The 24,945-nt window shown below is 45.2% G+C and carries 26 protein-coding genes; 15 read left to right on the plus strand and 11 right to left on the minus strand.

All coding sequences use genetic code 11. The features are described from left to right. The first annotated feature begins 22 nt into the window (after positions 1 to 22). Genes ccmA through KO501_RS06290 form a run of 10 tightly spaced genes read left to right on the plus strand, consistent with a single transcriptional unit; the run spans position 23 to position 7,875 of the window. Positions 23 to 643 (plus strand): cytochrome c biogenesis heme-transporting ATPase CcmA, encoded by a 621-nt coding sequence (ccmA, locus tag KO501_RS06245; RefSeq protein WP_216029056.1) that lies wholly within the window; start codon positions 23 to 25, stop codon positions 641 to 643. After that, positions 640 to 1,308 carry a heme exporter protein CcmB gene (gene ccmB / locus KO501_RS06250; protein WP_216028781.1) on the plus strand — a complete coding sequence of 223 codons (669 nt, stop codon included), beginning with the start codon at positions 640 to 642 and terminating at the stop codon, positions 1,306 to 1,308. The genes ccmA and ccmB overlap by 4 nt, the downstream gene beginning before the upstream one ends. Continuing rightward, the gene (locus KO501_RS06255; RefSeq protein WP_216028782.1) at positions 1,308 to 2,063 is read left to right on the plus strand and encodes a heme ABC transporter permease; all 756 of its coding nucleotides are present in this window, start codon (positions 1,308 to 1,310) and stop codon (positions 2,061 to 2,063) included. The genes ccmB and KO501_RS06255 overlap by 1 nt, the downstream gene beginning before the upstream one ends. Continuing rightward, positions 2,053 to 2,268: a heme exporter protein CcmD gene (gene ccmD / locus KO501_RS06260; protein WP_216028783.1), complete on the plus strand. Its 216-nt coding sequence runs from the start codon at positions 2,053 to 2,055 to the stop codon at positions 2,266 to 2,268. Before KO501_RS06255 ends, ccmD begins: the two co-directional genes overlap by 11 nt. A 24-nt stretch (positions 2,269 to 2,292) precedes the next feature. Beyond that, on the plus strand, positions 2,293 to 2,769 hold the full coding sequence (gene ccmE / locus KO501_RS06265; protein ID WP_216028784.1) for a cytochrome c maturation protein CcmE: 477 nt from the start codon (positions 2,293 to 2,295) through the stop codon (positions 2,767 to 2,769). Beyond that, positions 2,759 to 4,756 (plus strand): heme lyase CcmF/NrfE family subunit, encoded by a 1,998-nt coding sequence (locus tag KO501_RS06270; protein ID WP_216028785.1) that lies wholly within the window; start codon positions 2,759 to 2,761, stop codon positions 4,754 to 4,756. The genes ccmE and KO501_RS06270 overlap by 11 nt, the downstream gene beginning before the upstream one ends. Beyond that, positions 4,753 to 5,370: a redoxin family protein gene (locus tag KO501_RS06275; protein WP_216028786.1), complete on the plus strand. Its 618-nt coding sequence runs from the start codon at positions 4,753 to 4,755 to the stop codon at positions 5,368 to 5,370. Before KO501_RS06270 ends, KO501_RS06275 begins: the two co-directional genes overlap by 4 nt. After that, entirely contained in the window at positions 5,367 to 5,819 is a 453-nt protein-coding gene (locus tag KO501_RS06280) for a cytochrome c-type biogenesis protein (RefSeq protein ID WP_216028787.1), read from the plus strand. Before KO501_RS06275 ends, KO501_RS06280 begins: the two co-directional genes overlap by 4 nt. After that, positions 5,816 to 7,066 (plus strand): c-type cytochrome biogenesis protein CcmI, encoded by a 1,251-nt coding sequence (gene ccmI, locus KO501_RS06285; RefSeq protein ID WP_216028788.1) that lies wholly within the window; start codon positions 5,816 to 5,818, stop codon positions 7,064 to 7,066. The genes KO501_RS06280 and ccmI overlap by 4 nt, the downstream gene beginning before the upstream one ends. Beyond that, positions 7,063 to 7,875, plus strand: a complete 813-nt coding sequence (locus KO501_RS06290) for a VacJ family lipoprotein (RefSeq protein ID WP_354667812.1) — start codon at positions 7,063 to 7,065, stop codon at positions 7,873 to 7,875. Before ccmI ends, KO501_RS06290 begins: the two co-directional genes overlap by 4 nt. 45 nt (positions 7,876 to 7,920) lie before the next feature. Here KO501_RS06290 and galE read toward each other — a convergent pair whose 3' ends face one another. The 8 genes from galE to KO501_RS06325 all read right to left on the minus strand — a co-directional run bounded on the left by galE (position 7,921) and on the right by KO501_RS06325 (position 15,813). Then, positions 7,921 to 8,940, minus strand: a complete 1,020-nt coding sequence (gene galE, locus KO501_RS06295) for a UDP-glucose 4-epimerase GalE (protein ID WP_216028789.1) — start codon at positions 8,938 to 8,940, stop codon at positions 7,921 to 7,923. Further along, entirely contained in the window at positions 8,937 to 9,239 is a 303-nt protein-coding gene (locus KO501_RS18300) for a DUF6170 family protein (RefSeq protein WP_354667815.1), read from the minus strand. The genes galE and KO501_RS18300 overlap by 4 nt, the downstream gene beginning before the upstream one ends. A gap of 111 nt (positions 9,240 to 9,350) precedes the next feature. Beyond that, a complete protein-coding gene (locus tag KO501_RS06300; protein WP_216029058.1) occupies positions 9,351 to 10,847 on the minus strand; it encodes a peptide MFS transporter in 1,497 nt (498 codons plus the stop codon). 210 nt (positions 10,848 to 11,057) lie between these two features. Beyond that, positions 11,058 to 12,164, minus strand: coding sequence for a capsule biosynthesis protein (locus KO501_RS06305; RefSeq protein ID WP_216028790.1), 1,107 nt, complete (start codon positions 12,162 to 12,164; stop codon positions 11,058 to 11,060). 23 nt (positions 12,165 to 12,187) lie between these two features. Then, a complete protein-coding gene (locus tag KO501_RS06310) occupies positions 12,188 to 12,838 on the minus strand; it encodes an ABC transporter ATP-binding protein (RefSeq protein WP_216028791.1) in 651 nt (216 codons plus the stop codon). After that, positions 12,835 to 13,617 (minus strand): ABC transporter permease, encoded by a 783-nt coding sequence (locus KO501_RS06315; RefSeq protein ID WP_216028792.1) that lies wholly within the window; start codon positions 13,615 to 13,617, stop codon positions 12,835 to 12,837. The genes KO501_RS06310 and KO501_RS06315 overlap by 4 nt, the downstream gene beginning before the upstream one ends. Further along, entirely contained in the window at positions 13,617 to 15,446 is a 1,830-nt protein-coding gene (locus tag KO501_RS06320; protein WP_216028793.1) for a polysaccharide biosynthesis/export family protein, read from the minus strand. The genes KO501_RS06315 and KO501_RS06320 overlap by 1 nt, the downstream gene beginning before the upstream one ends. 16 nt (positions 15,447 to 15,462) lie before the next feature. Further along, the gene (locus KO501_RS06325) at positions 15,463 to 15,813 is read right to left on the minus strand and encodes a hypothetical protein (RefSeq protein ID WP_216028794.1); all 351 of its coding nucleotides are present in this window, start codon (positions 15,811 to 15,813) and stop codon (positions 15,463 to 15,465) included. 479 nt (positions 15,814 to 16,292) lie between these two features. Between KO501_RS06325 and wecA the strand changes: the two genes are divergently transcribed. The 5 genes from wecA to galU all read left to right on the plus strand — a co-directional run bounded on the left by wecA (position 16,293) and on the right by galU (position 21,546). Beyond that, entirely contained in the window at positions 16,293 to 17,354 is a 1,062-nt protein-coding gene (gene wecA, locus KO501_RS06330) for a UDP-N-acetylglucosamine--undecaprenyl-phosphate N-acetylglucosaminephosphotransferase (RefSeq protein ID WP_216028795.1), read from the plus strand. A 101-nt stretch (positions 17,355 to 17,455) separates the two neighbouring features. After that, positions 17,456 to 18,346: a glycosyltransferase gene (locus KO501_RS06335; protein ID WP_354667813.1), complete on the plus strand. Its 891-nt coding sequence runs from the start codon at positions 17,456 to 17,458 to the stop codon at positions 18,344 to 18,346. After that, positions 18,343 to 19,203, plus strand: a complete 861-nt coding sequence (locus tag KO501_RS06340; RefSeq protein ID WP_216028796.1) for a glycosyltransferase family 2 protein — start codon at positions 18,343 to 18,345, stop codon at positions 19,201 to 19,203. Before KO501_RS06335 ends, KO501_RS06340 begins: the two co-directional genes overlap by 4 nt. 103 nt (positions 19,204 to 19,306) lie before the next feature. Beyond that, the gene (locus KO501_RS06345; RefSeq protein WP_216028797.1) at positions 19,307 to 20,647 is read left to right on the plus strand and encodes a UDP-glucose/GDP-mannose dehydrogenase family protein; all 1,341 of its coding nucleotides are present in this window, start codon (positions 19,307 to 19,309) and stop codon (positions 20,645 to 20,647) included. Between the two features lie 5 nt (positions 20,648 to 20,652). Further along, positions 20,653 to 21,546: a UTP--glucose-1-phosphate uridylyltransferase GalU gene (gene galU / locus KO501_RS06350; protein ID WP_216028798.1), complete on the plus strand. Its 894-nt coding sequence runs from the start codon at positions 20,653 to 20,655 to the stop codon at positions 21,544 to 21,546. A 46-nt stretch (positions 21,547 to 21,592) separates the two neighbouring features. Here the strand turns inward: galU and KO501_RS06355 are convergent, their stop codons facing one another. The 3 genes from KO501_RS06355 to KO501_RS06365 form a co-directional block, all read right to left on the minus strand. Beyond that, a complete protein-coding gene (locus tag KO501_RS06355; protein WP_252728189.1) occupies positions 21,593 to 21,916 on the minus strand; it encodes a ComEA family DNA-binding protein in 324 nt (107 codons plus the stop codon). A 169-nt stretch (positions 21,917 to 22,085) separates the two neighbouring features. Then, positions 22,086 to 23,093 (minus strand): isocitrate dehydrogenase, encoded by a 1,008-nt coding sequence (locus tag KO501_RS06360; RefSeq protein ID WP_216028799.1) that lies wholly within the window; start codon positions 23,091 to 23,093, stop codon positions 22,086 to 22,088. A 228-nt stretch (positions 23,094 to 23,321) separates the two neighbouring features. Next, a complete protein-coding gene (locus KO501_RS06365) occupies positions 23,322 to 24,944 on the minus strand; it encodes a hypothetical protein (RefSeq protein ID WP_216028800.1) in 1,623 nt (540 codons plus the stop codon). Position 24,945: the final 1 nt, after the last annotated feature.

Consider the following 24,945-nt stretch of genomic DNA (forward strand, 5'->3'; position numbering starts at 1 on the left):
TAATGATTGAAGTGAGGATGTGTTGTCAGAACTAGTTGCCACCGATCTGTGTTGTATCAAGCGGGATCGAACGCTATTTGACGGTCTTTCATTAACGCTACATGCAAACCAGCTCATATACCTACGGGGCCCAAATGGGGCTGGAAAAACCAGCTTGCTACGTATTTTGTCTGGATTAAGTGAGCCAGAACGGGGCACGATCACCTGGGCAGGTGAACCGCTAGGTACTAACTGGTTCACACAAATGCTTTATGTTGGGCACAAACTTGGCTTAAATGGGGCGCTGTCGGCGGTTGAGAATTTGCGGTTTTGGTGTTTTCAACATCGGTTATCTGCAACATTGACACACATCATGGCGGTGCTGTTAGAGGTAGGGCTAGTGGGGTTAGAAGATATTCCCTGTCGAATGCTATCTGCAGGTCAACAGCGTCGCGTTGCACTGGCCCGATTGTACTTAAAACCGGCACATGTGTGGTTGTTAGATGAACCCTTTACGGCCTTAGATATTGCTGGGGTACAACAGTTAGAAGATAAAATGGGCCAGCATGTTGAAAATGGGGGAGCCATCATCACCACCTCCCATCAACCTCTATCCACACGCGTCGGACCCATCAAGTATGTTGATTTGGAGTATCAGATTTGAATCAGTTGTACAATGGCGTCTTTCTGCGGGATTTAACCTTAGCATTTCGTCAAAAATCTGAATTGATGCAACCATTAATGTTTCTCGTTATGGTGGTTTCTTTATTTCCTTTGGGTATTGGCCCAGGTCCAGAAACCTTACAACGGGTTGGCCCTGGGGTGATATGGATAGCGGCAATTTTATCGTCATTGTTAGGCATGGAGCGGCTCTTTCGTGATGATTTTATGGATGGTTCATTAGAACAACTTCAGCTGTCAGGTCTTCCTTTATATCAAGTGGCGTGTGTCAAAGTTTTGTGCCATTGGTTGGTCTCATTTATTCCGTTATTGCTGCTTTCTCCGTTGCTTGCCTTATTCCTACATTTAACCCTTGATATGTATCTGGTGCTAATGCTCACCCTTGCATTGGGTACGCCCTTGTTGTCTTTAGTCGGGGCCATTGCGGTGGGTCTTACCGTAGGCTTGCAGCGGGGTGGGTTGCTGCTTGCACTGCTACTTATTCCGGTGTTTATTCCGTTACTGATTTTTGCGACTTCTGCGGTTGAATCAGCAGCGTTAGCATTACCTTATCGAGCGCAAATTGCTATTATTGGCGCAATGTTGTTAATGGCGATAGCTGCGGCTCCTGCAGCCATTGCTTATGCCCTGAAAGTGAGTCAAAACTGATGTGGAAATGGTTGCATCCTTACGCACAGCCTAAGCGGGCTTATCAATTATGCACAACACTAACGCCCTGGTTTTGGACGGCGGCAGTGATGTGTTTAGCTTTGGGAACTATTTGGGGCCTGGCCTTTGCGCCGCAGGATTATCAGCAAGGTGACTCTTTTCGCATTATCTATATTCACGTACCCAGTGCCATGCTCTCTATGAGTAGCTATGTGGCCATGGCGATGGCCGCGTTGGTGGGGATCATATGGCAATGGCGTACAGCCTACATGACGATGATTGCCATTGCCCCCATCGGCGCGACAATGACTTTCATTGCGCTGATCACAGGCGCTGCTTGGGGTAAACCCATGTGGGGCGCTTGGTGGGTCTGGGATGCTCGGCTAACCTCGGAGTTAATTCTTCTGTTTTTGTATTTTGGCGTTATCGCACTTTACAGTGCGTTTGAAGATAAACAACAAGCGGGCAAAGCGGCGGGTGTCATGGCGTTGGTGGGCGTGGTGAATATTCCCATCATTCACTTTTCGGTGGAATGGTGGAATACCCTACATCAAGGCTCTACCATCACAAAATTAGACAAGCCTTCCATTGCCACGGATATGCTTTGGCCTTTGCTGATCAATTTGCTGGGCTTTGGGTTGTTTATTGCCGCAGTGACCACCATGCGTCTACGCAATGAAATTATTCGCCGTGAAATTCACCGTCCTTGGGTACAAAGCTTAGTTGAACAGAAGGAACAAGACCATGCAGTTTGATTCGTTGGCTGATTTCTTTGCAATGGGTGGTTACGGTTTTTATGTGTGGCTATCCTTTGGGGTTAGCGCGCTCATGATGGTCGCGATTACGGTACAAACTCGCATGGAACATAGTAAATTATTGGCGCAAATCACCACAGAAAAGCAGCGACAAGTGCGTATTGAAAAAGCGCGAAAAATGAAAAATGTCTCCCATGTACGTTAATCCAATAAATACAGGACAATAACCATGAATCCACGCAGAAAGAACAGGCTAGCGGTGGTGTTGAGTATAGGCATTCTCATTGCCGGTGCGGTTGGTCTAATGCTGTTTGCACTGACCGATAGTATCGATTTGTTTTACACCCCTAGCCAGATCGTTGATGGTCGAGAGGGTAAAAAGCCTGAAATTGGCCAGCGGTTAAGAATTGGGGGTATGGTGGTACCTGGCAGCGTGCAGCGTGACAAAGACAGCTTAGAAGTGAGTTTTGATTTAGTGGATACTGGGCCTGCGGTTAGGGTTAGGTATGCTGGGATCTTGCCAGATCTGTTCCGCGAAGGGCAGGGGATCGTGGCAACGGGTACCCTTGTAGACAATCGTATCATCGACGCTCAAGAAGTGTTGGCCAAACATGATGAAGAATATATGCCACCAGAGCTCGCGGAACAAATGAAGGGCATTAAGCACGTCAAACCGGCAAATATGGGGAGCCGAAATGATTCCTGAATTAGGTAATATCGCTCTCACGCTGGCGCTGGTTTGTGCCATTTTATTAGCCGTTTACCCTATGTGGGGGGCGCAAACGGGGCATTCTTTATTAATTGGTACGGCAAAGCCGTTAGCTGCCGGTATGTTTTTATTTACCCTACTGGCCTTTATTGCATTGGTTTATGCATTTGTCACTGATGACTTCAGCATTGCGTATGTGGCACAGCATTCTAATAGTCAACTCCCTGAATATTATAAGGTCACCGCGGTGTGGGGCGGACATGAAGGGTCGTTTTTATTGTGGGTGTTTATGTTATCCACATGGACGGTAGCAGTGGCTATCTTCAGTAAAGGGATCCCCGAGGTTATGGTCGCGAGGGTATTGTCAGTGCTAGGTGCGGTTGGTATTGGCTTTTATTTGTTTATGCTACTTACCTCTAACCCTTTCGACAGTATGTTGCCATTTTTCCCAGTGGACGGGCGAGATTTGAACCCCTTATTGCAAGACTTTGGCATGATCATTCACCCTCCCATGTTATATATGGGGTATGTGGGGTTTTCTGTCGCCTTTGCTTTTGCCATTTCTGCGCTGATATCAGGCCAGTTAGACTCTACTTGGGCGCGCTGGTCTCGGCCATGGGTGATTGCCGCCTGGGCCTTCCTTACCGTGGGCATCGCCTTGGGTAGTTGGTGGGCTTATTACGAACTTGGCTGGGGTGGATGGTGGTTCTGGGATCCGGTGGAAAATGCCTCCTTTATGCCCTGGTTGGTGGGTACGGCATTGATGCATTCCTTGGCTGTCACTGAAAAACGCAAAGTGTTTAAATCCTGGACGGTGCTTCTTGCTATCGCCGCTTTTTCGCTAAGTTTACTCGGTACCTTTCTGGTGCGTTCTGGCGTTATTGTGTCCGTGCATTCTTTTGCTAGCGACCCCTCTCGCGGACTATTTATTCTAGGTATATTGGTGGTGCTAGCCGGGCTGGGCCTGTTGTTGTATGCCTTGAGGGCCTCACAATTGCGTTCTTCAGGGCGTTACAGTTTGGTTTCCCGTGAAGTCTTACTGATGGGTAATAACGTGTTTTTGTGCGCAGCAACCATCGTGGTACTGTTAGGTACTCTCTTGCCTTTGGTGCATAAAGAGCTTGGCTTAGGTTCTATATCCATTGGCGCGCCGTTTTTCAATCAGATGTTTACGTTTCTCATTGTGCCTTTTGTGCTATGCCTTGGTTTAGGGCCATTAACTCGGTGGAAGCAACAGCCACTTAAAATGCTGCAAAAGCAAACACTGGTGGCGTTGGGCTTGAGTTTAAGTGCCGGTATTCTCATTAATTTTAGTTATGATGCGCCCACCTATATGGGAGCGATGGGGCTAGTACTGGCGGCGTGGATCCTCATTAATTCTGTTCAAGAAGTGATGCAGCGTACCCAAGCTATGTCTCAAGGCTCTCTCTTTTTTAAATTACGCCAGTTGACAGCCAGTCATTGGGGCATGGTATTCGGACATTTAGGTTTTGCGGTAACAATAATAGGGATCACCTTGGTGTCGAATTATGCGGTGGAGCGGGATATAAGAATGGCTCCGTCAGAAAGAGCAACCTTAGGTGGATACACGTTTCATTTTACTCAGTTAAAACAAGCGCAAGGGCCAAACTATACCGCCGATGTGGGCGTGTTTGATGTATACCAAAACGATGAAAAAATCGTCCATCTTGAGCCCGAAAAGCGTATTTATACTGTGCAGAAAATGCCAATGACAGAAGCCGGTATCCATTCCTCTTTATTCCGAGACTTGTTCATTGCCATGGGAGAGCCCCTTGGTGATGGTGCTTGGGCGGTGCGTATTTACATCAAGCCTTTTGTGACTTGGATATGGGCCGGCGCCGTTATCATGGCCATTGGAGGGATTTTCTCTATCTCTGATCGTCGTTATCGAATGGCGAAAATGGCGGCAGTACGACGGGTATATGGCGGGCAGCCGCTGGCCGCCCAAGGAGAAGCACAATGAACAAAAAGCTCGGCCTATTATTAATACCCTTGGTGTTGTTTTTTCTATTGGTGTTCTTTCTTTTCCAGGGGTTGTTTTCGGATCCTAGGCAGCTAGATTCACAAGCCGATGGCAAGCCTGTACCTGGTTTTTCCCTGCCAGATTTAATGGATCCCGCGACAACCTACGATCAAGACGTGTTTAAAGGTGAAGTGACCATTTTAAATGTATGGGGAGTTTGGTGTGTCACCTGTGCTGTTGAAATGCCTTTTCTTACTCAGTTACGTCAACAGCAAGATGTGCATTTTGTGGGGCTGTATTTTGACCAAGATCTTGATCCTGATTTTGGAACCAAAACCCTAAGCCGGGTACAAGACGAAGTGACCGACATGCTTAGTCGTTATGGGAATCCGTATCAGTTTAATATCTTCGATGTTTATCGTGATACATCGCTAGATTTAGGTGTGACCGGGGCGCCTGAGCACTTTCTTATTGATAGTCAGGGAGTCATTAGAATGCACCATATCGGCGATATTAATGAACGCGTATGGAAAACTAAAGTTGGCCCCCTCTATCAGCAGTTAATTGCTGAAAAGAAAGCGGCTGAACAAGGGCTCCATAAAGGCGACGAATGATGAAAAATATTTTTCTTTTGTTAGTGCTTACTTTAGGTCTGTATGAGCCGGCGTTAGCGGTAGAAGATAGCTATGCTTTTGCAGATCCTGCCCAGCGAGTGGCATTTTTGGAATTAACCGCCGTATTGCGTTGTCCTATGTGTCAAAATCAGAATATCGCTGATTCCGATGCCATGATTGCCCATGATATGCGTAGAAAAGTGTATAGCTTGCTTAAAGAAGGAAAAACGAAGCAAGAGGTCATCGCCTACATGAAAGATCGATATGGTGATTTTGTTTACTACAAGCCACCGGTGACGTTCGCCACCATATGGTTATGGGCGTTACCGGTGATTTTTATCGTGTCCCTCATGTATTTTGTTATTCGACGCCGTTCACAGCCTCCAGAGCAAGATATAGACGCAAAACTTAAACAGGCAGAGGCCATGCTAAAACAGGATGATTCATGAATTGGAGTATTTTCGTTGTTGTCGTTTCTGGCCTTATTACTCTGGTTACTTTACTTATTGCCCTCCCTTGGTTGCGTAAAAGAAAAGTAGATAAACGAGATACCCTAACTAATATTGCGGTTATAAAGCAGCGTCTTGAAGAGCTAGAAAGGGAGGCCGAAGAAGGCCTAATTGGCGATGCAGAAAAACAAAAAGCCAGTGATGAATTGAAGTTGGCTTTGGTGGATGAAAGTTCACCTCAACGTCGACAGCAAAAACAAAGTGCATTCCCTGCGTTGTTAGTGGGTGGTGCGTTAGCCTTTGTCACCGGCGGTATCGTGTATTTCACGGTGAATCATCTTAATCAAATTGAGCAAGCTCAATCTGCGATCTCTGCGTTGCCTGAACTCAGTGAAAAACTGGCATCTGGGAATGCCAGTAATTTTACTGCCAACGATATATCGGCGCTGACTTATGCCATTAGACAACGCCTACGGGAGACTCCTGAAGATGCCACCGGATGGATGTTCTTAAGCCGTCTTTGGTTATCGGTAGGGGAAACCACCCAGGCCACCCAAGCTATTGAAAAAGCCATGGCGATTAAGCCTACAGATAGCACAATACAAATTACTTATGCGCAGGCATTGATGGCATCCAATACTGAAGAAGCTTTGTTGGCAGCTCAGTCGGTACTTACTAACTTGCTCAAGCAGAATCAAGAAAATGACAATTTAGTGTTGATGATGGCCGTGGTGTCGGCCCGTCTTGGCGATTTAGATAATACCCGTACGTATTTTGCCAAGGTGAGAGACAAACTGCCTGAAGATAACGAAACCCGTTTGGGATTAGAACAGCGTTTAAGTGAACTAGAAGCACTTAGTAGCGCCACCCCCACACCATCGAGTACAATAAGTGCAACAGGGTTTGATATGCAGATCACCCTTGATGAAGCGTTGAAAAATAAAGTGCCTACTGAAGGCTTTCTTATCGTTTATGCTCAGGACGGTAATAGCGACAACCGCATGCCAGCTGCAGTGGTGAAAATGCCATTACAAACATTTCCTGTAACATTAACGCTAACCACGGAGAATGCCATGTTGCCTTCGTATACGCTATCATCCTTATCGCAGGCAAAATTGGTTGCACGTATCTCTGCTGATGAAGATGTGATGCCTGCCACAGGTGATCTACTTGGGGAAATGACGGTAACGGTCAGTCAAGGCGAAGTATTGTCGACGAAATTAGAAATTAATGAGGAAATAATGTGACCTTGTTGTCCAGAAAGTTTTTATTGAATGTTCTTTTTAGTTTAGCTTTTTTAGGTGGCTGTGCGAGCCAACCTGATGTGCAGCAAGAGGAGCAAACCAATCAATACGATGGTGATCCAAAGGACCCCTTTGAATCCGTAAACCGGGTTTCTTGGGATTTTAACTGGGAAGTCTTAGATCAATACCTCCTACGTCCTGTCACTGTGGGTTATGTCACTGTGATGCCTCAATTTGCCCGTACAGGTTTGGTCAATGCCACCAATAATTTAGAAGAGCCAGGAAATATGATGAATAATCTATTTCAGGGTAAAGTTGATGAAGGGTTAGATAGCCTTGCGCGCTTCGTTATCAATTCTACTGTAGGTTTGCTGGGCACCATTGATGTGGCAGACAAAATAGGAATACCCAGAGAGCGAGAAAGCTTTGGGGAAGTGCTGGGTGTTTGGGGCGTAGAAACTGGCCCTTATTTAATGATACCAGCAGCGGGCCCTAATGATCCCCGCTCGTTAACCGGCGATGTGGTAGACAATGTGTATTATCCTATGGCCATTTTGGATGGAACTACAACGGTGATCCGTTTTGCTGTCTCTATTCTAGAAGGCCGAGCCTCATTACTTGGTCAAGAATCTCAAATAGAACAGTCCATCGATGACTATGCATTTATTAAGAATGCCTATTTTCAAAACCTAGAATACCGAGTTACCGACGGTGACAGTGGTAACAAAGATATTGAAGAAGATGAGCTGGATGATTTTGCAGAATTTGAGTCGATGTTGGATGATATAGAGCCAGACGATAGCAACGATTAAGCATGGATGAGACAACAAAAAAGGGCCCTTGGAGGCCCTTTTTTTTTAGTTTGTGTATCCATTGGGGTTTTTGGATTGCCAATGCCAGACATCTTTACACATGTCTTGCAGTGACTTTTCCGCCCGCCAATTTAGTTCTGTCGCGGCTAAAGTTGGATCGGCATAACACGCTGCCACATCGCCGCTTCGCCTTGGCGCAATTTTGTAATTAACGGTTTTTCCCGACGCCGCTTCAAATGCCGCGATCATTTCGAGGACCGAGTAACCTTGTCCTGTGCCTAGGTTATAGATATCTAAGCCCATTTCTAGGGATAACCTGTCTAAGGCTTTCAGGTGGCCACAGGCTAAATCTTCTACATGGATGTAATCACGCACACCAGTGCCATCTTTAGTGTCGTAATCGTCACCAAACACGCTTAGTTGAGCCAGCTTTCCAGTGGCAACCTGAGAGACATAGGGCATTAGGTTGTTCGGGATGCCGTTAGGATCTTCGCCAATTTGTCCAGAAGCATGAGCGCCCACAGGATTGAAGTAGCGCAATAACACGATGTTCCATTGATTATCAGACTGGTAAAGATCCGTTAGCATGTGTTCCACCATCAATTTTGACATGCCGTATGGATTGGTGGGATGGCCGGTGGCCATTTTTTCGTGTAATGGCAAGGCGACAGGATCGCCGTACACAGTGGCGGAACTACTAAAAACTAAATTCTTCACGTTATGTTGGCGCATAGATTTACACAGCGTGAGGGTGCCATAAACATTATTTTCATAATATTCCAGCGGCTTTGCCACCGATTCGCCAACGGCTTTTAGTCCTGCAAAGTGAATAACAGCATGAATGGGGTATTGACTAAAGATACTGTCTAACACTGAAGTGTCACGGATATCACCTTGCACAAAGGTGACGGATTTACCGGTGATATTTTCCACTCTACGGAGGGATTCTGCACTGGCGTTGACTAAATTATCAAGCACAACCACAGCAAAATTCTGCTCTAGCAATTGCAGCACGGTATGACTGCCAATGTAGCCTGCACCGCCGGTAACCAAAATGGTTTTCATTGTCTCTCCTTAGATAGCACTTGTGGCACGTACTTCGCGCACAGAGAATATTGGATAGGTTTTACAATTAGAGGATAAAGTAGGAACACCAGAAACGCCCACAATAAAGAGCGCCAATCTGCCGATGTTCTGATAATTAAAACAAACACAGGCACAATGACCAGCAACTTCAGCACATTTAACAAGGTTTTTTCCGGAACAGTTAATTTTTTCGCTGCACTGGTGATAATTTGCATACGCTCTGCGAGGGAATAGGATTCAAGCCCCGGGATTTGACGAGTAGAAAAATACAATGTTATTAACGCCTTAGGATTTAAGTTATACCCTGATTGGGGGGATTACCGCGATAGTATGCCTAAAGCGCATAGAGCGACATTTCTGCCGCCCTACAAATACCACGGCGATCACCGTTATATCGCTTTCTCATCTTCTTGAGGTAGCTTTTCCCAATGACGGGTGATGAGAGAAAATACCAACACCAGTACACCGATGATACCGGCAAATATTGCAATGTTACTAAATAACTGGGAAACGTCCCCAGATTCGTCCGTACCAAATGCGCCAGCCATTACACCCGCAATTACGCTGCCGATGGAATAAGTCAGTACAAATAAGCCCATCAATTGGCCGGAAAAACGACGTGGTGATAGCTTGCTCACCGCACTCAAGGCCACTGGGCTTAAGCATAATTCACCCACAGTGTGTAAAAAGTAGGTGGCCACTAGCCAGTAGGGCGCGACTTGTTGTTCACCTGCAGCAAGCATAGCTGCGAAGAACATAACAATAAACCCACTACCCATAATCAGAACACCGATGGCGCATTTTATACCGTAAGAGGGGTCTAGCATTCGTTTGCCGAGCTGGATCCAAAGTACGGCAAAGAAAGGGGAAAGCACAATAATGAAAATAGAGTTTAACGACTGAAACCAGGCAAACGGAATTTCGAAGGTACCTAACATGCGGTCAGTATCTTCATTGGCAAACACGTTTAGCGATGAGCCTGCTTGCTCAAAACCGGCGAAGAAACAGGCGGAGGCAACACAGATTAAAAACAGCGCCATCATCCGTTTCTTTTCGTTAATTGAAAGATCGCCAAAGAAGAAAATAAAGCCAAAATACAATAAGAAAATGGCGGTAAACAAATAAGCCACATATTCGGCTACGGCAGCAACATCAATGACCAAATAACCTGCGCTCATGGCATAGGTCACTATCGCTAAGGTAGCCAAAAATAAGGTAATGCCAACCCAACTCCGTTGAATACCAGAGGGGGTCATGTTCACCGTGGGGCGAGCAGAGCTTTGCGGCAGCTTGTATCGCGTTATATGGTACTGAATGAGTCCAATGCCCATACCAACAGCCGCTGCACCAAATGCCCAGTGGTAGCCTTTTTCTACAGCCAACCAGCCACAGATAAAATTACCAAGGATAGAGCCGATGTTTATTCCCATGTAGTAAAGGGTATAGCCACTGTCTCGTCGTGCGTCGTGCTCGGAGTAGAGTTGACCTACCATTGCTGAGATATTGGGTTTAAGTAAACCGGTGCCTAAGACGACTAAAATAAGGCCGACAAAGAAGGTGGATGTGGTGGGGATGGCCAGAACGATGTGACCACTCATAATAATGATACCGCCATACCATACAGCGTTTTGACCGCCAAATAGTCTATCGGCAAGCCAGCCTCCGGACAGGCCCATAAAATACACTGCCCCTGTATATAAACCGTAAATGGCATAGGAGGTCTCTTTATCGAAACCTAGGCCTTCTTGCTGGATAGAAAGCATCATAAATATAACCAAAAGTGCGCGCATGCCGTAATAGCTCATGCGTTCCCACATTTCGGTGAAAAATAGTGTCTGAAGGCCCCCTGGATGGCCAAAGAAACTGGTATCGTTAGATGTTTTTATTGTCACAATATCGTTCCATTATTTTAATGATTGTTTTATTGAAATCTGTACCGTCATTTTTAGCTCTTAAGGCTAAATTTATTGTAAGTATAAGATACTGGCACTAACGGTAGTTATACCGAAGGGTTCCACTATACACAAGAGGTCAGGTTGGGCAAAGTAGATGAGACTAGAGGGCTGCAGCGTGCTGTCAACCCTCCTTCACTGTAATTACAATTCCTTGATGGTGGCGATAACGATTCGCCCGGTGGCATAGACAACAAGCAAAATAACCCCAAATAAAACTAAGTTGTAGATGATTTTGGGGTAGGCATTATCATCTGGCAATGTAGGGGTTTCGATGGTTACAAGGTGCTGAAGCTTTTGATAGGCCTCTACCCGCGCATTTTCTAGTGACACCAATGAAGACGAAAACGCCTGTATTGCAAGTTGCAGCTGCACTTGTAAATTACTGTACTGAGCCATCAAGTTACTAACAGACAGGGAGTCTTCGGTTTCTTGGTTGCTAAAGGATTCTTTTTGCAAACTAATTTGTTGTCTTAGGGCGTTAATTTGCCGCTTTGTGTTTTGTACTTCTGGGGCTGTTGGAGACATCATGGTCTCTAAACTGTTTAGTTCAGCCTGCTTTTGCGCCAGGGTGGCTTGCAGTGAAAAGGCGATTTGCTGAGATGCAGCCCCTTCGGCTGTAGGATCGAGCACATTGTATTTTGATTGAAAGGCTAGTAACTCGTTTTTCGCTGCCTGAAGCTTCTCCTCAACCACCCGATGTTCATTTTTAGCAAAAGCCATTTTAGATTTTGCCAAATTGTTATTAATGGCATTAAGGAACTCTTCTGCTTTTTTCACAATAGCGGCATTCACTTGGCGAGCAAATTCCGGCTCAAACCCACGTACTTTTAATGTTATCACCGATGACGCAGAGTCTACTTCTACACTGACGTGGTCGAGATAATACTCGTAAAATTGTATTTGCGTGTGATCACTGCCCAAACGGCTAAAAATATCCGCGACATCCGAACTGTAATGTTCGCTCAATGACAGAGTTTGCTCAAGGTAACGCATCATATCTTGAGATTTGATATAACTTTCGATGATTTGGCTGTCACTGGCCGAGGATGCACCGCCGAGGGAGCCCGCTAGCAATGTAGAAGGATCAAAGGTGCTGCCTCCTTCAGTGGATTTTACAATCAGTTGACTCTCACTTTCATACTGAGGTGCCGCCAGCAAGACGAGATAAAGCGCATAGATGAGCCAAGGGGCTACGATAAGCACTAATTTGTTTTTCTTTAATTTAGCGATAAGGTCTTTAGTATTCATGTGTCCGCTTCTTTAGTGTCCTGTTATTCTGCCATGTAGGCACTAATGCCTTCTTCAAGGTCTTCAAAGTAGTGCAGTTTGCCCTCATCAATCAGTATTGCTGAGGTGCAGAATTCTCGAATTTGATCTAACTCATGGCTGACCATGATCATACCTGCTGTTTCGTTTTTCTTTTTCAATTCAGCTCGGGCTTTTCGCCGAAATGTAGGGTCGCCCACCGAAGTGGCCTCATCAATTAAATAAATATCGAAATCTATATTAATGCAGCAGGCAAAAACTAACTTTGCACGCATGCCTGATGAATAGGTTTGTACGGGCAAATCGAACCGGCCGCCTAGTTCGGCAAACCGTTGTACTTTCACTTCATAGTCACGAAGAGATTCGACCTGATTAATACGGGCAATAAACCGAGCATTCTCTCGACCGGTCATTTTAGGGTGGATACCTGTGGCTAGTGCTACCGGCCAAGACATGGATTTATTGGTTAAGATTCTGCCTTTGTCGGGGTATTCACTTTTTGCCAGCATCCTAAACAGGGTGGATTTACCGGCGCCATTTTTGCCTAAAATAGCCACACTGTTTTCGGTAGGAAAATCAAAATTTAAGTTCTTAAAAATATACTGAGGCCCAAGCTTACTGGGGTAACTCTTTGTTAAGTTTTCAATTCTTATCATCGGGCCAGTATCTTCTTCCAAGTGATGTGGTATAGCGCTAAACCGATAAACAGCGTAATAATCGTGACTTTGATAAGGTATTCGTAAGAAACACCGGCGTCACCGTAAGACTCGTAGCAGGCATAGCGGGCTAATTCGAAAAAATGTACCAGTGGGTTCCAGGTAAGCCAAGGCCAGTATTCTTTGGGGAAGTCTTGTAAGCTAAAAAATACACAAGAAATGAAAAACAAAGGCCGATTAAAGAGGTTTTTAATTTTGTTCATTTCTGGAACAAAGGCAATCATAACCGCAAAGATTAAACTAATAGAAACGGAAAACACCCATAAACCAAAAAACAAAGCGATGAGCAACAAAGGGTTATTAAGCTCAAAATCCATACCCAATAGGTAGATGGCTAAGGACAGCAGGGCAATCACACCCACTTTAATGGAAAACTCCATAAAGGCTGACGTGAGCAATGCGGCAATAGGTTGAACCTGGCGAAACGCGTACAGAGGCTTACTTTGCTTAAATGCGTTAGGCACAGTGGACACACAGGTCATAAAAGATTGCACGCCCACTAACCCAATCATCATAAAGAAAAACAAAGGAATCGAATGGACATCCTTACCACTGATCAAACTACGGGCAAATGAAATGGCAAGAATAAAAAGAAAGGGCTCGATGAAGGCCCAGCCCAAGCCTAGTTTATCGTTAAACTTGCCTTGCAGTTCTCGCAGAAAGAGCGCAAATATTACATTGCGCCAAGACTGCAATTGTCGTTTGATTGATATTTCCATTAGTTAATAGCGTTTGCTGCAACAGCAATCTGATAAATAATTTGAGTAATATCTTTAACGGCTTGTAGAGATTTAACATCGATGGAAGGCAATACCACCACCTTGTCTCCTGCACTAATGGCCAGTTTACCTTCGCCTTCTGACCATACGCTGCGATTAATACTGTCAAACTCTACGATCCCGTTTTTACGGATGATAAGAATGCGCTCATCATCGGCTCTTTCGGTAAACCCGCCGGCCCAAGCCACATAATCAGCGGCGGTGGCTTCCTCATTAAATACCACGGCTTGTGGCATCATCACTTCGCCACCCACCTGTACCAGATCAGTAATTTCGGGAATAACAATCGTATCGTTAGGTTCAAGCAAAATATTGGCAATATTGCCATTTTCCGCCACGATCACCTTACCTTCAGGTTCTATTTGTTTGGCTCGTTGAATAAAATCCGCCACTAACTGCGCTTCTTGAACGCGAATAGACCCTTCACCTGTAGAGCTAATAGGGGCGGTAAACGTACTGCGTTCGAGGCGTTGTAACGACTGATCTAACATTTCTTTCTGCGCCAAGGCTATGCTTTCTCGGCGTAAATACACATTTTGTATATCAGAGAGGTTGGGATCCACCTGCACATAGTTAAGTACATCTTTAAGTCGCGTGCCCTTATCCACCATTATTTGTGATGGGCCAGTGTGAGATCCGGCAATATTAATTTGGTAAATCGTGGGCGGATGATCGTTAACAAAACTTACTTGGTCGCCGGCATCTAGGCCAATGTCAGCAAACTCGTCAAGGGTAAGATACCGCGCAAATTGTTGCTGTCCTCTTAGACCAGCAACTGAAACATGGCTGATAAAATCTTTTGGCCGCGCATATTCTAATAAGGTTTTCCCTTTCAGTTCATCGGCTTTGAATTCAAAGGTATAACTGTTACTGGCACCATCGGTAACAGTTATACGATGACCGACAGGCTGCACCACAATGGTATCGCCATCTTTAAAGGCCACATCGGGAAGCGCGCCGTGGCGAATAAAATCATACAAATCGGCAGTACCGACAACTTCACCTTTACGACGAATTTCGATGCTGCGAAAACTTCCCCGGTTAAAATCAATACCACCGGCACGTTTGAGATAATAAAGCACGCTGTCAGAGGCTAAACCCGCATACTGACCGGGGCGGATAACAGGGCCTGTGATATACACCGCCACCGGGGTGGAGGTGAGTAAATTGACATAAATGTTAACGTCATTGGTGTAAACCTTTTTAATACTGCTGGTCACCAATGAATTAACTGATCCTGCAGGCGTATCGGCGACGCGAATGGGACCAATATTTGGAATGAAGATATTGCCCTGATTATCTACGGTCACCACGTCGGCATAATTCACTGCGCCCCACATAGAGATGGATATTTTGTCACCAGGGGCAATTTGGTAGTTTTCGTTTAAACCCGTGGTACGTTCAGATTCGAAACCGCCGATAAATAAATTAGATGCAAACGGTGGGCTCAATAAAGGCTGTTCTCTGGGGAATACGTCAGAAATGGTGGGTTCACCGGGTAAAGATAATCCACTGCGGGGGGTTGTCGAGTATTCGCCGTTAGCGGAAACACTGCTGCTTCTTGCGCCCGGAAGCGTGCGAGAAGTTTGCACATCTATGGGGGAAATTTTCGTCGATGAAGAAGAGGACGACGAGCTTGAGTTTTGTTGCTCTGCTTGTTGTTGCAGTTGTTGTAAGTCAGATAAAGACTGAGCCATTGTCGAAGCGCTAGCAGTCAGGCAAAAAATAGCAAGGGCTGCGGTGAAAAAGCGAGTACGAAATACAAACATAAAATTAGCCATCAATTTAGTAGTCAACATGACTTAACAAAGGAGCAAGTAATTGCCATTCGCCGTTGCGCAAGCAGACAGCGCGGTACGTATTTTTATCTTGCAGTGACAACAATTGTTTACATGCCATACCGGTAGCAGATTGATAACTAGACACAACCTGATATTGCGTGTCTGCTATTTGCACCACACTGCCTGTAGAAAGGGTACCTTGAGGCACCGGAAGGGTCTGTGTGTCAACTAGGCGTAAATTATTGCCCGAGACGAGTGGAATATTTGCATAGACTGGGTCGGGAGCGGACGAACAGCCACTCAGCAAAAAAATGCTCCCGCACAGCGCAGCGCTTAAACCCCTGATAACAAACATATCTAGACGATTCCTTAACTAAACTGGGCGCTTAGCATACCATATAAATTATTAATTGCAGCGTCACTCTGACAAGGTTTTCCAGAGAAATCTGTTTCACCATTACGTATTTTTCACTTTAATGGCTCAAAATTTGCTTATTAATTCTTGGTTTATGATTTTTTCTATTTAAAAATGCAAATTGCAGTGTTTTTTAGAGGTAGGGATTAACGACAATCAGGGCATTGTCTACGGCAACTATCATTGTTGGAAACCTTATTTCAGGCCGTGGTGAATGGGCTGAAATTGAATTAGAAGGTAGTTATTTTTGTTTGACTCGATTATCATATGTCCCAATGTCTGTGCCGATGAACTTCAAATGAATATCAGTAGAGGCCGAAAGGAAGCAGTAATAGAATGGATCACCACTATTATCACCGCGCAAAAAAAATTCACCTCAAACGACCAGCGAGTCAAAAGGGTAGGGGACATTAGTCTTTATGTTTGATTATCTGCAAATAGTACCGTTGTTTACGGCATTTTTTGTTGCCCTAATCCTATTAATTGTCATGACGCCTTTAGCGCATCAGTTTGGATTGGTGGATCAGCCTTCTTATCGAAAACGTCATGCTGGAATGGTACCGCTGACGGGAGGCGTAGCCATATTTATGGCCGTACTGGTCGCTAGTGTGGTTACCGATGTTTGGATGAAAAACAACCCTCTTTTCTTTACCGCCTCCGCATTTATTGTGTTACTAGGTATGCTAGACGACCGTTTTCAATTAAGCGCTAAAGGGCGTCTGATGTGTCAGTTTGGTGTGGCTGCAATTATGGCGTGGAGTGCACAAAACTATATTACCTCGTTAGGCGATATTTTTGGCTTTGGCGATACCTACTTAGGTTTAAGCGGCTACTTCTTTACGATTGTTTGCGTGGTGGGTGTTATTAACGCCTTCAATATGATCGATGGTATTGATGGTCTTGCCGGTGGAATGAGTCTGATTGTTCTGCTCACGGTGGTGGGTATATTAGTGGCAACAGGTAACGGCGCTGCCATCATGGAGCCGTTAATTATTGTCGCTGCCATAGTACCTTTCTTGGCTTTCAACCTGAGTTGGAAGGGGTTTAAAGGTAATAAGATTTTCATGGGTGATGCAGGTAGCATGTTTGTGGGCTTAACCATTGTGTGGTTGCTTGTGGATCATACTCAAGGTGCCTCAGCTGCGTTCCGCCCCATTACGGCCGTGTGGTTAATTGGTCTGCCACTGATGGATATGGCAGCAATTATGTACCGCAGGGCAAGAAAAGGGCAATCAGTGTTACGCCCTGATCGAAAACACCTGCACAATATCTTCATGCGTGCTGGCTTGTCTAGTCGACAGGCACTGATCGCTATCCTGCTTTTAGGGATGTGTTATTGCGCCGTGGGGATCCTTGGCGAAGTTTACCAGGTGCCTGAATACATTATGTTTTGGTCTTTTATTGCACTATTATTTGGTTACAGTTTTGTGATTCAGAATATCTGGAAGTTAATTAGAAAAACGAAACGTTTTTTGAGTTAGGGAAGCTGTTTAAACGTCTATAATTAGTGCAGACTGCTTGCAATTTTTTTGCTATGTTTGCAGCCTTAAAATCAGAATAATTAGCGTTTCCGGCGGTCGCATTGTCTAAAGCAATTTCTTCTATTATTCATCAAGGGCGGGTGGCAGAGAACGCTCGTTCCTTGGTCGCTATGGCGGTTTATCACAAAGACAACGTCCGTTGGATACGTCAAGCCATAACTAGCATCATTTCACAAACCTATACTTCGTTTACTTTTCTTATCATTATTGACGGCGATGTTGCAGAAGAAATACGTGAGTGTCTCTTCGCTGAAGCCCAGCAAGATGATCGTATTTTTATTGCTCAGAACAGTAAAAATGTTGGGCTGGCAGCCAGTATGAATTACGCCATTGAATGGGGCTTAGCACAGCCTTATGACTTTTTCTTTCGTATGGATGCTGATGATATATCTATGCCAGAACGGATGGCCCGACAAGTCAGCTATTTACAGCATCACAAGCAAGTGGGCGTTCTTGGCACTGCATTGACGGAAATTAACGAAAATGGCGACAAGGTAGGCGCACGCACCATGCCTGTTTCCCACCAGCAGATTGTGAACGTCCTCCCTCGTCGTTGTGCAATGAATCATCCTACGGTGGCATTTCGCTACGACATTTTTCATAAAGGATTTCGTTACAACAGTGAGTTGATGAATACTCAGGATTATTTTTTCTGGATCCGATTGGCCAAAGAGGGAGTTATTTTCCGTAATTTAAAAGACAGATTGTTGGCCTTTAGACGAGTAAACGATTTTTATAAGCGTCGGGGCTTTAGTAAGTCGATTAATGAATTTAGAGCTCGCATCGCCGCCATGCGTACCTTGAACAAGTTATCGCTATGGAATTTATTTTATGCGCTAAGTGTTTTAGCCATCCGCATGTTGCCGCCTAAATTAGTAAAATTGGCTTATAAACTCGACAGAGTCTTACTTGAGAAGAGTAATAAGTCGTGACTACCGGTGTGGTGGTGGTACTGTTTCATCCAGACAAACGCCATGTGGTCGAGTTGATTGACTTGACCCATCGTCGTGGCCAACCCTTAACACTGGTGGACAACTCTCCTTCTAAGCTTGACACTCCATTGCCGGCGAATACGGCATACTTGCATCTACCTGCGAATGAAGGCATTGCGACGGCGCAAAATCGAGGAATTGCTGAATTACTTGCCCGAGGGTGCGACAAAGTCATTCTTTTTGATCAAGATAGTCAGATCACCCCTGCATTGCTAGATGGGCTTAGTGACGGCTACGATGAAGCCGTGAAAACCTTTGGTTCCGTGGCTGCAGTGGGGCCGCAAATTGTCTGTGAGTTTCACCACAAAGCGGTAGAGCCGAAAATACAAAAGGCATTGGCGATCAGTAATGACATGGCCGATGTACAGCAAATTATTGCTTCAGGTATGGTGTTAACCGCTGACAGTTTTAATAGGGTAGGGCCAAAAGAAGAAGCCTTATTCATCGATGGTGTCGACCACGAGTGGTGTTGGCGAGCCCGCAACAAAGGCTTCCATATTATCAAATTGTTATCGGTGAGTATGAACCATCGTCAAGGCGAAGGGCGTATAAAAGCCCTCGGTTTTACATTTAAAGTGGGGGCGCCTGTTCGATTGTATTATCAGGTACGTAATGTGCTTGTATTAAGTCGAAGAGCCTATGTTCCCCGCTACTGGAAGTTAAGAAATTTATGCGGCCTGCCGATTCGATGGCTTGTAAATCGGTGGCGATTCCCTGAAGGCAAACAACGGGGACAGTTTTTTGTGAAAGGTTTAATAGACGGTTGGAAAGGACGTATGGGTAAAATCCCCGACTAACAACGGTCATAAAGACGTCATGATTAGCCGATTAAAATGTCGCGCTTTTCAGACAATTTATATAAAGTTACGTGAAAACGGTCAGTTTAAAAAAGGAAGTGATGTGAAAGTTACAGTATTTGGCATTGGATATGTGGGTTTGGTACAAGCTGCCGTTCTGGCTGAAGTGGGACATGATGTTCACTGTATTGATGTTGACGAAAATAAAGTCGAGAACTTAAAGAAGGGCATGATCCCTATTTATGAGCCGGGCTTAACGCCGCTGGTTACCTCGAATTATGAAGCCGGTCGACTCACATTTACCACGGATGCCCGCCAAGGTGTGGAACATGGTGAACTCATTTTTATTGCTGTGGGTACGCCTCCTGATGAAGATGGCTCGGCCGATCTTAAATATGTGTTGGCGGTAGCAGAAACCATTGCCGAGTTTATGCAAGGGCATAAAATCATTATCAATAAATCCACTGTGCCTGTGGGCACGGCGGATAAAGTAAGAGCAAAGGTTTCTGAAAAACTCGCATCCATAGGTAAAGACACCTCTTTTGACGTGGTATCTAACCCCGAGTTCTTAAAAGAAGGAGCAGCGGTTAGCGACTGTATGCGTCCGGATCGTATTATCCTTGGTACCAACAGTGAAAAAGCCGCCGACAAATTACGAGAACTTTATTCTCCGTTCAATCGTAACCATGACAAGATTATCACCATGGACATTCGTAGTGCAGAGCTGACCAAATATGCAGCAAACTGTATGTTGGCAACGAAAATCAGTTTTATGAATGAAATGGCAAATCTGGCTGAGCGATTTGGCGCTGACATAGAGAATGTAAGAAAGGGCATCGGATCTGATCCAAGAATAGGCTATCAGTTTATTTACCCTGGTTGTGGCTATGGGGGCTCATGTTTCCCCAAAGATGTGCAAGCGCTCGTTCGTAGTGCAAAAACCGTTGGTTACACAGCCCGAGTTCTTGAGTCCGTAGAATCGGTTAACTACGATCAAAAAGAAAAGCTATTCGGCTACATCATGAACCATTTCAACGGTGACGTTAAAGGCAAAACCGTTGCTATATGGGGCTTGTCATTTAAACCGAATACCGACGACATGCGTGAAGCATCCAGTCGTGTTTTGATGGAAAAGTTATGGGAAGCTGGGGCCCGCGTACAGGCATACGATCCTGAAGCGATGGAAGAAACTCAACGCATTTATGGCGATAGAGAAGAGCTTAGCTTGATGGGTACCAAAGAGGCCGCGCTAAATGGCGCTGATTTCCTCGCTATAGTGACAGAATGGCAGGCTTTTAGAGCCCCTGATTTTGACTTAATTAAACAGAAGCTGTCGTTACCTCTAATCTTTGATGGCAGAAATTTATTTGAACCCTCGCGCATGGCGGAATACGGATTGCATTATTATGCTATTGGTCGCGGACTATCAGTAAAAGGACACTAATTATTATGAGTCAAGTAAAAAAAGCAGTTATCCCAGTAGCCGGTTTGGGCACGCGCATGTTACCTGCTACCAAGGCAATTCCTAAGGAAATGTTGCCCTTGGTAGACAGACCTCTTATCCAGTATGTGGTAAATGAGTGTGTGGCAGCAGGCGTAAAAGAAATTATTTTGGTGACCCATGCTAGTAAAAATAGCATCGAAAACCACTTTGATACTTCCTTTGAATTGGAAGCCACTTTAGAAAAGCGTGTAAAGCGTCAGTTACTTGAAGAAGTACAGTCTATTTGTCCTAAAGACGTCACCATCATGCACGTTAGACAAGGTATTGCCGCTGGCTTAGGGCATGCAATATTGTGTGCTCAGCCACTGGTAGGCGATGCGCCTTTCGCCGTGGTATTACCTGATGTCATTATTGATGATGTGGCCAGTAATCCGAAGAAAGATAACCTTGCTGATATGGTGGCGAAATTTAACACCAGCCGAGTAAGCCAAGTAATGGTAGAGCAGGTACCAGAAGAAGATATTACCAAGTTTGGTATTGCTGATTTGGAAGGGGCCGACATTCAGCCTGGTGAATCCGCTAAAATTCATCAAATGGTTGAAAAGCCAGAGTTAGAAGATGCGCCTTCTGATTTAGCCGTGGTAGGTCGCTACGTGTTGTCTGAAAAAATTTGGGAGTTGTTATCGGTAACCCCTCCAGGAGCTGGCGGTGAAGTACAACTAACCGATGCTATCGACTCTTTGATGAAGATTGAACAAGTCGATGCCTATTACATGAAAGGCAAAAGCCATGATTGCGGTAGCAAATTAGGTTACATGAAAGCCAATGTGGAATACGCACTGCGTCATCCGTCATTAGGCAAAGAATTTAAAGAGTATATTGCATCGTTAAACGGTTAATCCGTTACATAAAGAAAAAGCCCGCATACAAGCGGGCTTTTTATTATCAATGCTTCACCACTTTAAGTCGGTGACGCAGTTTATCCAGCATTTTATCACCAATCCCCCGAACCTCCGTTAGCTGCTCAACTTCATGGAAGTAGCCTTTCTCATCGCGGTAATTGATAATGGCTTCAGCTTTACTTTGTCCTATGCCAGGTAGTGTCATGAGTTGTTCCACGGTAATGGTGTTTAAATCCATGGCATCTTCCTGGGTTATTTGTGCCACATCCATGCTGTCTTTTTCGATGGTGTCAGCGACCACAGAGGGACCATGACCAAGACATAAAATGGCAAGTAAACCTGTAAGCGTGCGTGATGTTTTTTGCATAGTATTATCCTTAATGATTGTGATCCTGCGTACGAAGCGTACGGGAAAATACTACGTGATAATGACTGTTCTGAAGAGATCAGTTTAAGGACAGCTGCCCATAGGGGCAGAGCAATAAAAAAGGCGAGCTAGATGCTCGCCTTTAAAAAATACACCAATTATTAGAAGGTTATAGGCGTTCTAATACGGCATCGGTAAACTCGTTGGTGCCAGATTGACCACCAAGATCACGGGTAGTGCGATCGCCACTTTCGATGACGTCTTTTAATGCACTGCGAATTTTCTCCGCTTTGTCACCCATGTTTAGATATTCGAGCATTTGAATAGCGGCAAGAATAACTGACGTAGGGTTAGCTAAGTTCTTCCCAGCAATATCCGGCGCCGAACCGTGTACTGCCTCAAAGACTGCACAGTCTCCACCGATATTCGCACCGGGAGCCATACCTAAACCGCCAACCAGACCCGCACACAGGTCGGATAAAATATCGCCGAATAAGTTTGTTGTTACAATGACGTCGAATTGATGGGGATTCATCACCAACTGCATACAAGTATTATCCACAATCATCTCTGCTGATTCGATATCAGGATAACGCTCACCGACTTCACGGGCTACTTTCAAGAATAAACCAGAAGTCGATTTCAAAATGTTGGCTTTGTGAACAGCGGTGACCTTCTTACGACCTTCCCGTCGAGCCAATTCGTAAGCAAATACCACAATTTGCTCTGCACCTTGGCGAGTGATCTTACTCATGGCTTCAGCTTCTTGGCCATCTTCCGATACGACTTGTCCAAGGCCAGAGTACATGCCCTGAGTATTTTCACGTACAGTTATAATATCAATATCTTCATAGCGGGCTTTCGTGCCTTTAAAAGACAGTACTGGACGTACATTGGCATAAAGCTGAAACTGCTTACGCAAACTGACATTGATTGAGGTAAAGCCTTCACCCACGGGGGTGGTGAGGGGACCTTTTAATGCGACTTTATTTTTGGCTATCAAATCCAGTGTTTCTTGGGGGAGTAATTCACCGTGATTTTCCAGTGCTACCAAGCCAGCATCAGCGTAGTCATAGGCGAAGTTACACCCTACTTTATCTAAAATTTTAATCGTAGCATTGATGATATCTGGACCAATGCCATCGCCGCGAATGACTGTAATTCGTTGCTGAGTCATGTTGAGGGATCCTCTGGTAATTCTTGTTGTGTAAATTCGTTAGGTTGCAGGTGCGCAATTAGATTCGGCGCGCGGTAAATTCACCGAGCGTACAGGTGACTGTGATGGAGCATAAGGGATATGCAGTCAGCGTAGTGCCGGATCATTGGAGTATTTTATCGCAAGATGGTCTTTTGTGACAGGTAAGCGCTTCCCCCTGTGCATAAATTTCGTGAATGTTGGCTATGGCTAATAGGTGAGGGGGGAGAATAACTGCCCATCAAGGTGGTCTTTAATCTGTTCTATGTGCTGATTGTTAATGGACAATTGAGCTTGTGCTTGCACTAGAAACACGTGATTGTCAGTGGTTAACTGATTGGGTGTTAGCCAATGACGGGCAAGCAGTAAACTGAGTCCGATAAGTGCACTTTCAGCGCGTAACGCGTGGGGCACGGTATCGATAAAATGAACACTGTGCGCAACAATAGATTGGTAACGGGCGGGCTGTTGCCATTGTTTAAGTAAGGCGATGGCCATTTCGTGAAGTGGTTTTTTGCTTGTAACAAAAGAGTCCACACTAAATAGCAGTCCTTGGCTTTTAGGCCAGCGTTTTCTTACCTTTAGTGCAGGCAGTGTGAACAACGGCGAAGTGTAGAAGGACGCGAGCAGCGCCGCAGATTGTGGCGCCAACTGTGTTGCCGGTGACATAACAGCTAGCTGTGAGGCAATAGACGAGCAAAGGGTATTAATGCGTACACAATAAGGCAGAAGGGGGAAGTACTTTTGTTGCAGTCGATCAGTGAGTGTTCGCAGCACCAACATATCGGCAACCCGGGTGAGCCCGTAAGTTAAGATGGCTTGCTTTACATCCCGTACCGGCAATTGCATGCGATTATCTGTGCTAGCGGTCTCTTTTAAATAATTGGCTAACAACGGTGTATTGGCTATGTTTTTCACCAAAGTATTAAGGTGGATGTTGTCATCCTGTAGTTGGTTAATGATGTGCTTAAGATCGCTAGGTAAGCGACTAATGGGGTAACTCACCGGTAACAGTTTAACCGTGTGAGGATGCTGTTGTGTTGCGTTGTCTAACCGTTTTTGCCAATCGTTAAAGGCCAACTTAGGAGCGTTCACAGGAGACAGATTTGCCATAAGCACCTCCCTATAGCGGTGTTTGTCTTTGTCCCAGATCAGCCCATTTTGTACATTGATTCGCTGTATAAGAATAAAGGGCTTATCCTTTTCTGTGACCGTCATTGCTGGCAGAAATGGCCCTGGATAACGCAAGAACCCCTGCATAGCACCTTGTAACTCATAAGGCAGATGGGGAAACACCATTTTAAGCGCGGGGTAAAACCCTAAAGATGTGGCTTGAAGCAGACAAAGGACGAGCACCATCCACCGTTGATTGAAATTTAGTGCCGGGTTGTTCAGATAGCGAAGGGCAGATTTAGCCCCATGAAGGGCAGATTTAGCCCCATATATACGAGTCAGCTGCGCAGCTTCAACGAATAAAACGAGTTGTTTTTCTCGCCATACTTTTACGTACATAAGTAGGCTGTCTGCAGACTGGTTTGCTAAATGGCTTGCCGCATAGGTGGCCGCAATAAGGTGTTGTAAATAGTGGTCATTAAACTGCTGTTGTAAACCAACAAAGGTCATTAGCGAGGCTGAGCGAGCCGGCGAACTCATGTCACTATCGTTGAGATATACCAGCCCAAGTAATATGTCGCTATTTTCTTTACCACATCGAATCAGTATGTTGGCAAGGTCAAGACAAAGCTTAGTGCTTTTTAGTGCGTTATTAGGCTGGCTCAGAGCTTGGGTAATCGCTTTATCTTTGGCGGCGAGTTCCTCGATAACCGGATTCATG

This window comes from Alteromonas sp. C1M14 (genome assembly GCF_018860965.1).
In the GTDB taxonomy this organism is placed as follows: domain Bacteria; phylum Pseudomonadota; class Gammaproteobacteria; order Enterobacterales; family Alteromonadaceae; genus Alteromonas.

What these genes read in the sequence shown, in the direction of transcription:
- KO501_RS06255 (WP_216028782.1), top strand. Translation starts at nt 1,308, where the DNA reads ATGTGGAAATGGTTGCATCCTTACGCACAGCCTAAGCGGGCTTATCAA.
- ccmD (WP_216028783.1), top strand. Translation starts at nt 2,053, where the DNA reads ATGCAGTTTGATTCGTTGGCTGATTTCTTTGCAATGGGTGGTTACGGT.
- ccmE (WP_216028784.1), top strand. Translation starts at nt 2,293, where the DNA reads ATGAATCCACGCAGAAAGAACAGGCTAGCGGTGGTGTTGAGTATAGGC.
- KO501_RS06270 (WP_216028785.1), top strand. Translation starts at nt 2,759, where the DNA reads ATGATTCCTGAATTAGGTAATATCGCTCTCACGCTGGCGCTGGTTTGT.
- KO501_RS06275 (WP_216028786.1), top strand. Translation starts at nt 4,753, where the DNA reads ATGAACAAAAAGCTCGGCCTATTATTAATACCCTTGGTGTTGTTTTTT.
- KO501_RS06280 (WP_216028787.1), top strand. Translation starts at nt 5,367, where the DNA reads ATGATGAAAAATATTTTTCTTTTGTTAGTGCTTACTTTAGGTCTGTAT.
- ccmI (WP_216028788.1), top strand. Translation starts at nt 5,816, where the DNA reads ATGAATTGGAGTATTTTCGTTGTTGTCGTTTCTGGCCTTATTACTCTG.
- galE (WP_216028789.1), bottom strand. Translation starts at nt 8,940, where the DNA reads ATGAAAACCATTTTGGTTACCGGCGGTGCAGGCTACATTGGCAGTCAT.
- KO501_RS06305 (WP_216028790.1), bottom strand. Translation starts at nt 12,164, where the DNA reads ATGAATACTAAAGACCTTATCGCTAAATTAAAGAAAAACAAATTAGTG.
- KO501_RS06310 (WP_216028791.1), bottom strand. Translation starts at nt 12,838, where the DNA reads ATGATAAGAATTGAAAACTTAACAAAGAGTTACCCCAGTAAGCTTGGG.
- KO501_RS06315 (WP_216028792.1), bottom strand. Translation starts at nt 13,617, where the DNA reads ATGGAAATATCAATCAAACGACAATTGCAGTCTTGGCGCAATGTAATA.
- KO501_RS06320 (WP_216028793.1), bottom strand. Translation starts at nt 15,446, where the DNA reads ATGTTTGTATTTCGTACTCGCTTTTTCACCGCAGCCCTTGCTATTTTT.
- KO501_RS06325 (WP_216028794.1), bottom strand. Translation starts at nt 15,813, where the DNA reads ATGTTTGTTATCAGGGGTTTAAGCGCTGCGCTGTGCGGGAGCATTTTT.
- wecA (WP_216028795.1), top strand. Translation starts at nt 16,293, where the DNA reads ATGTTTGATTATCTGCAAATAGTACCGTTGTTTACGGCATTTTTTGTT.
- galU (WP_216028798.1), top strand. Translation starts at nt 20,653, where the DNA reads ATGAGTCAAGTAAAAAAAGCAGTTATCCCAGTAGCCGGTTTGGGCACG.
- KO501_RS06355 (WP_252728189.1), bottom strand. Translation starts at nt 21,916, where the DNA reads ATGCAAAAAACATCACGCACGCTTACAGGTTTACTTGCCATTTTATGT.
- KO501_RS06360 (WP_216028799.1), bottom strand. Translation starts at nt 23,093, where the DNA reads ATGACTCAGCAACGAATTACAGTCATTCGCGGCGATGGCATTGGTCCA.
- KO501_RS06365 (WP_216028800.1), bottom strand. Translation starts at nt 24,944, where the DNA reads ATGAATCCGGTTATCGAGGAACTCGCCGCCAAAGATAAAGCGATTACC.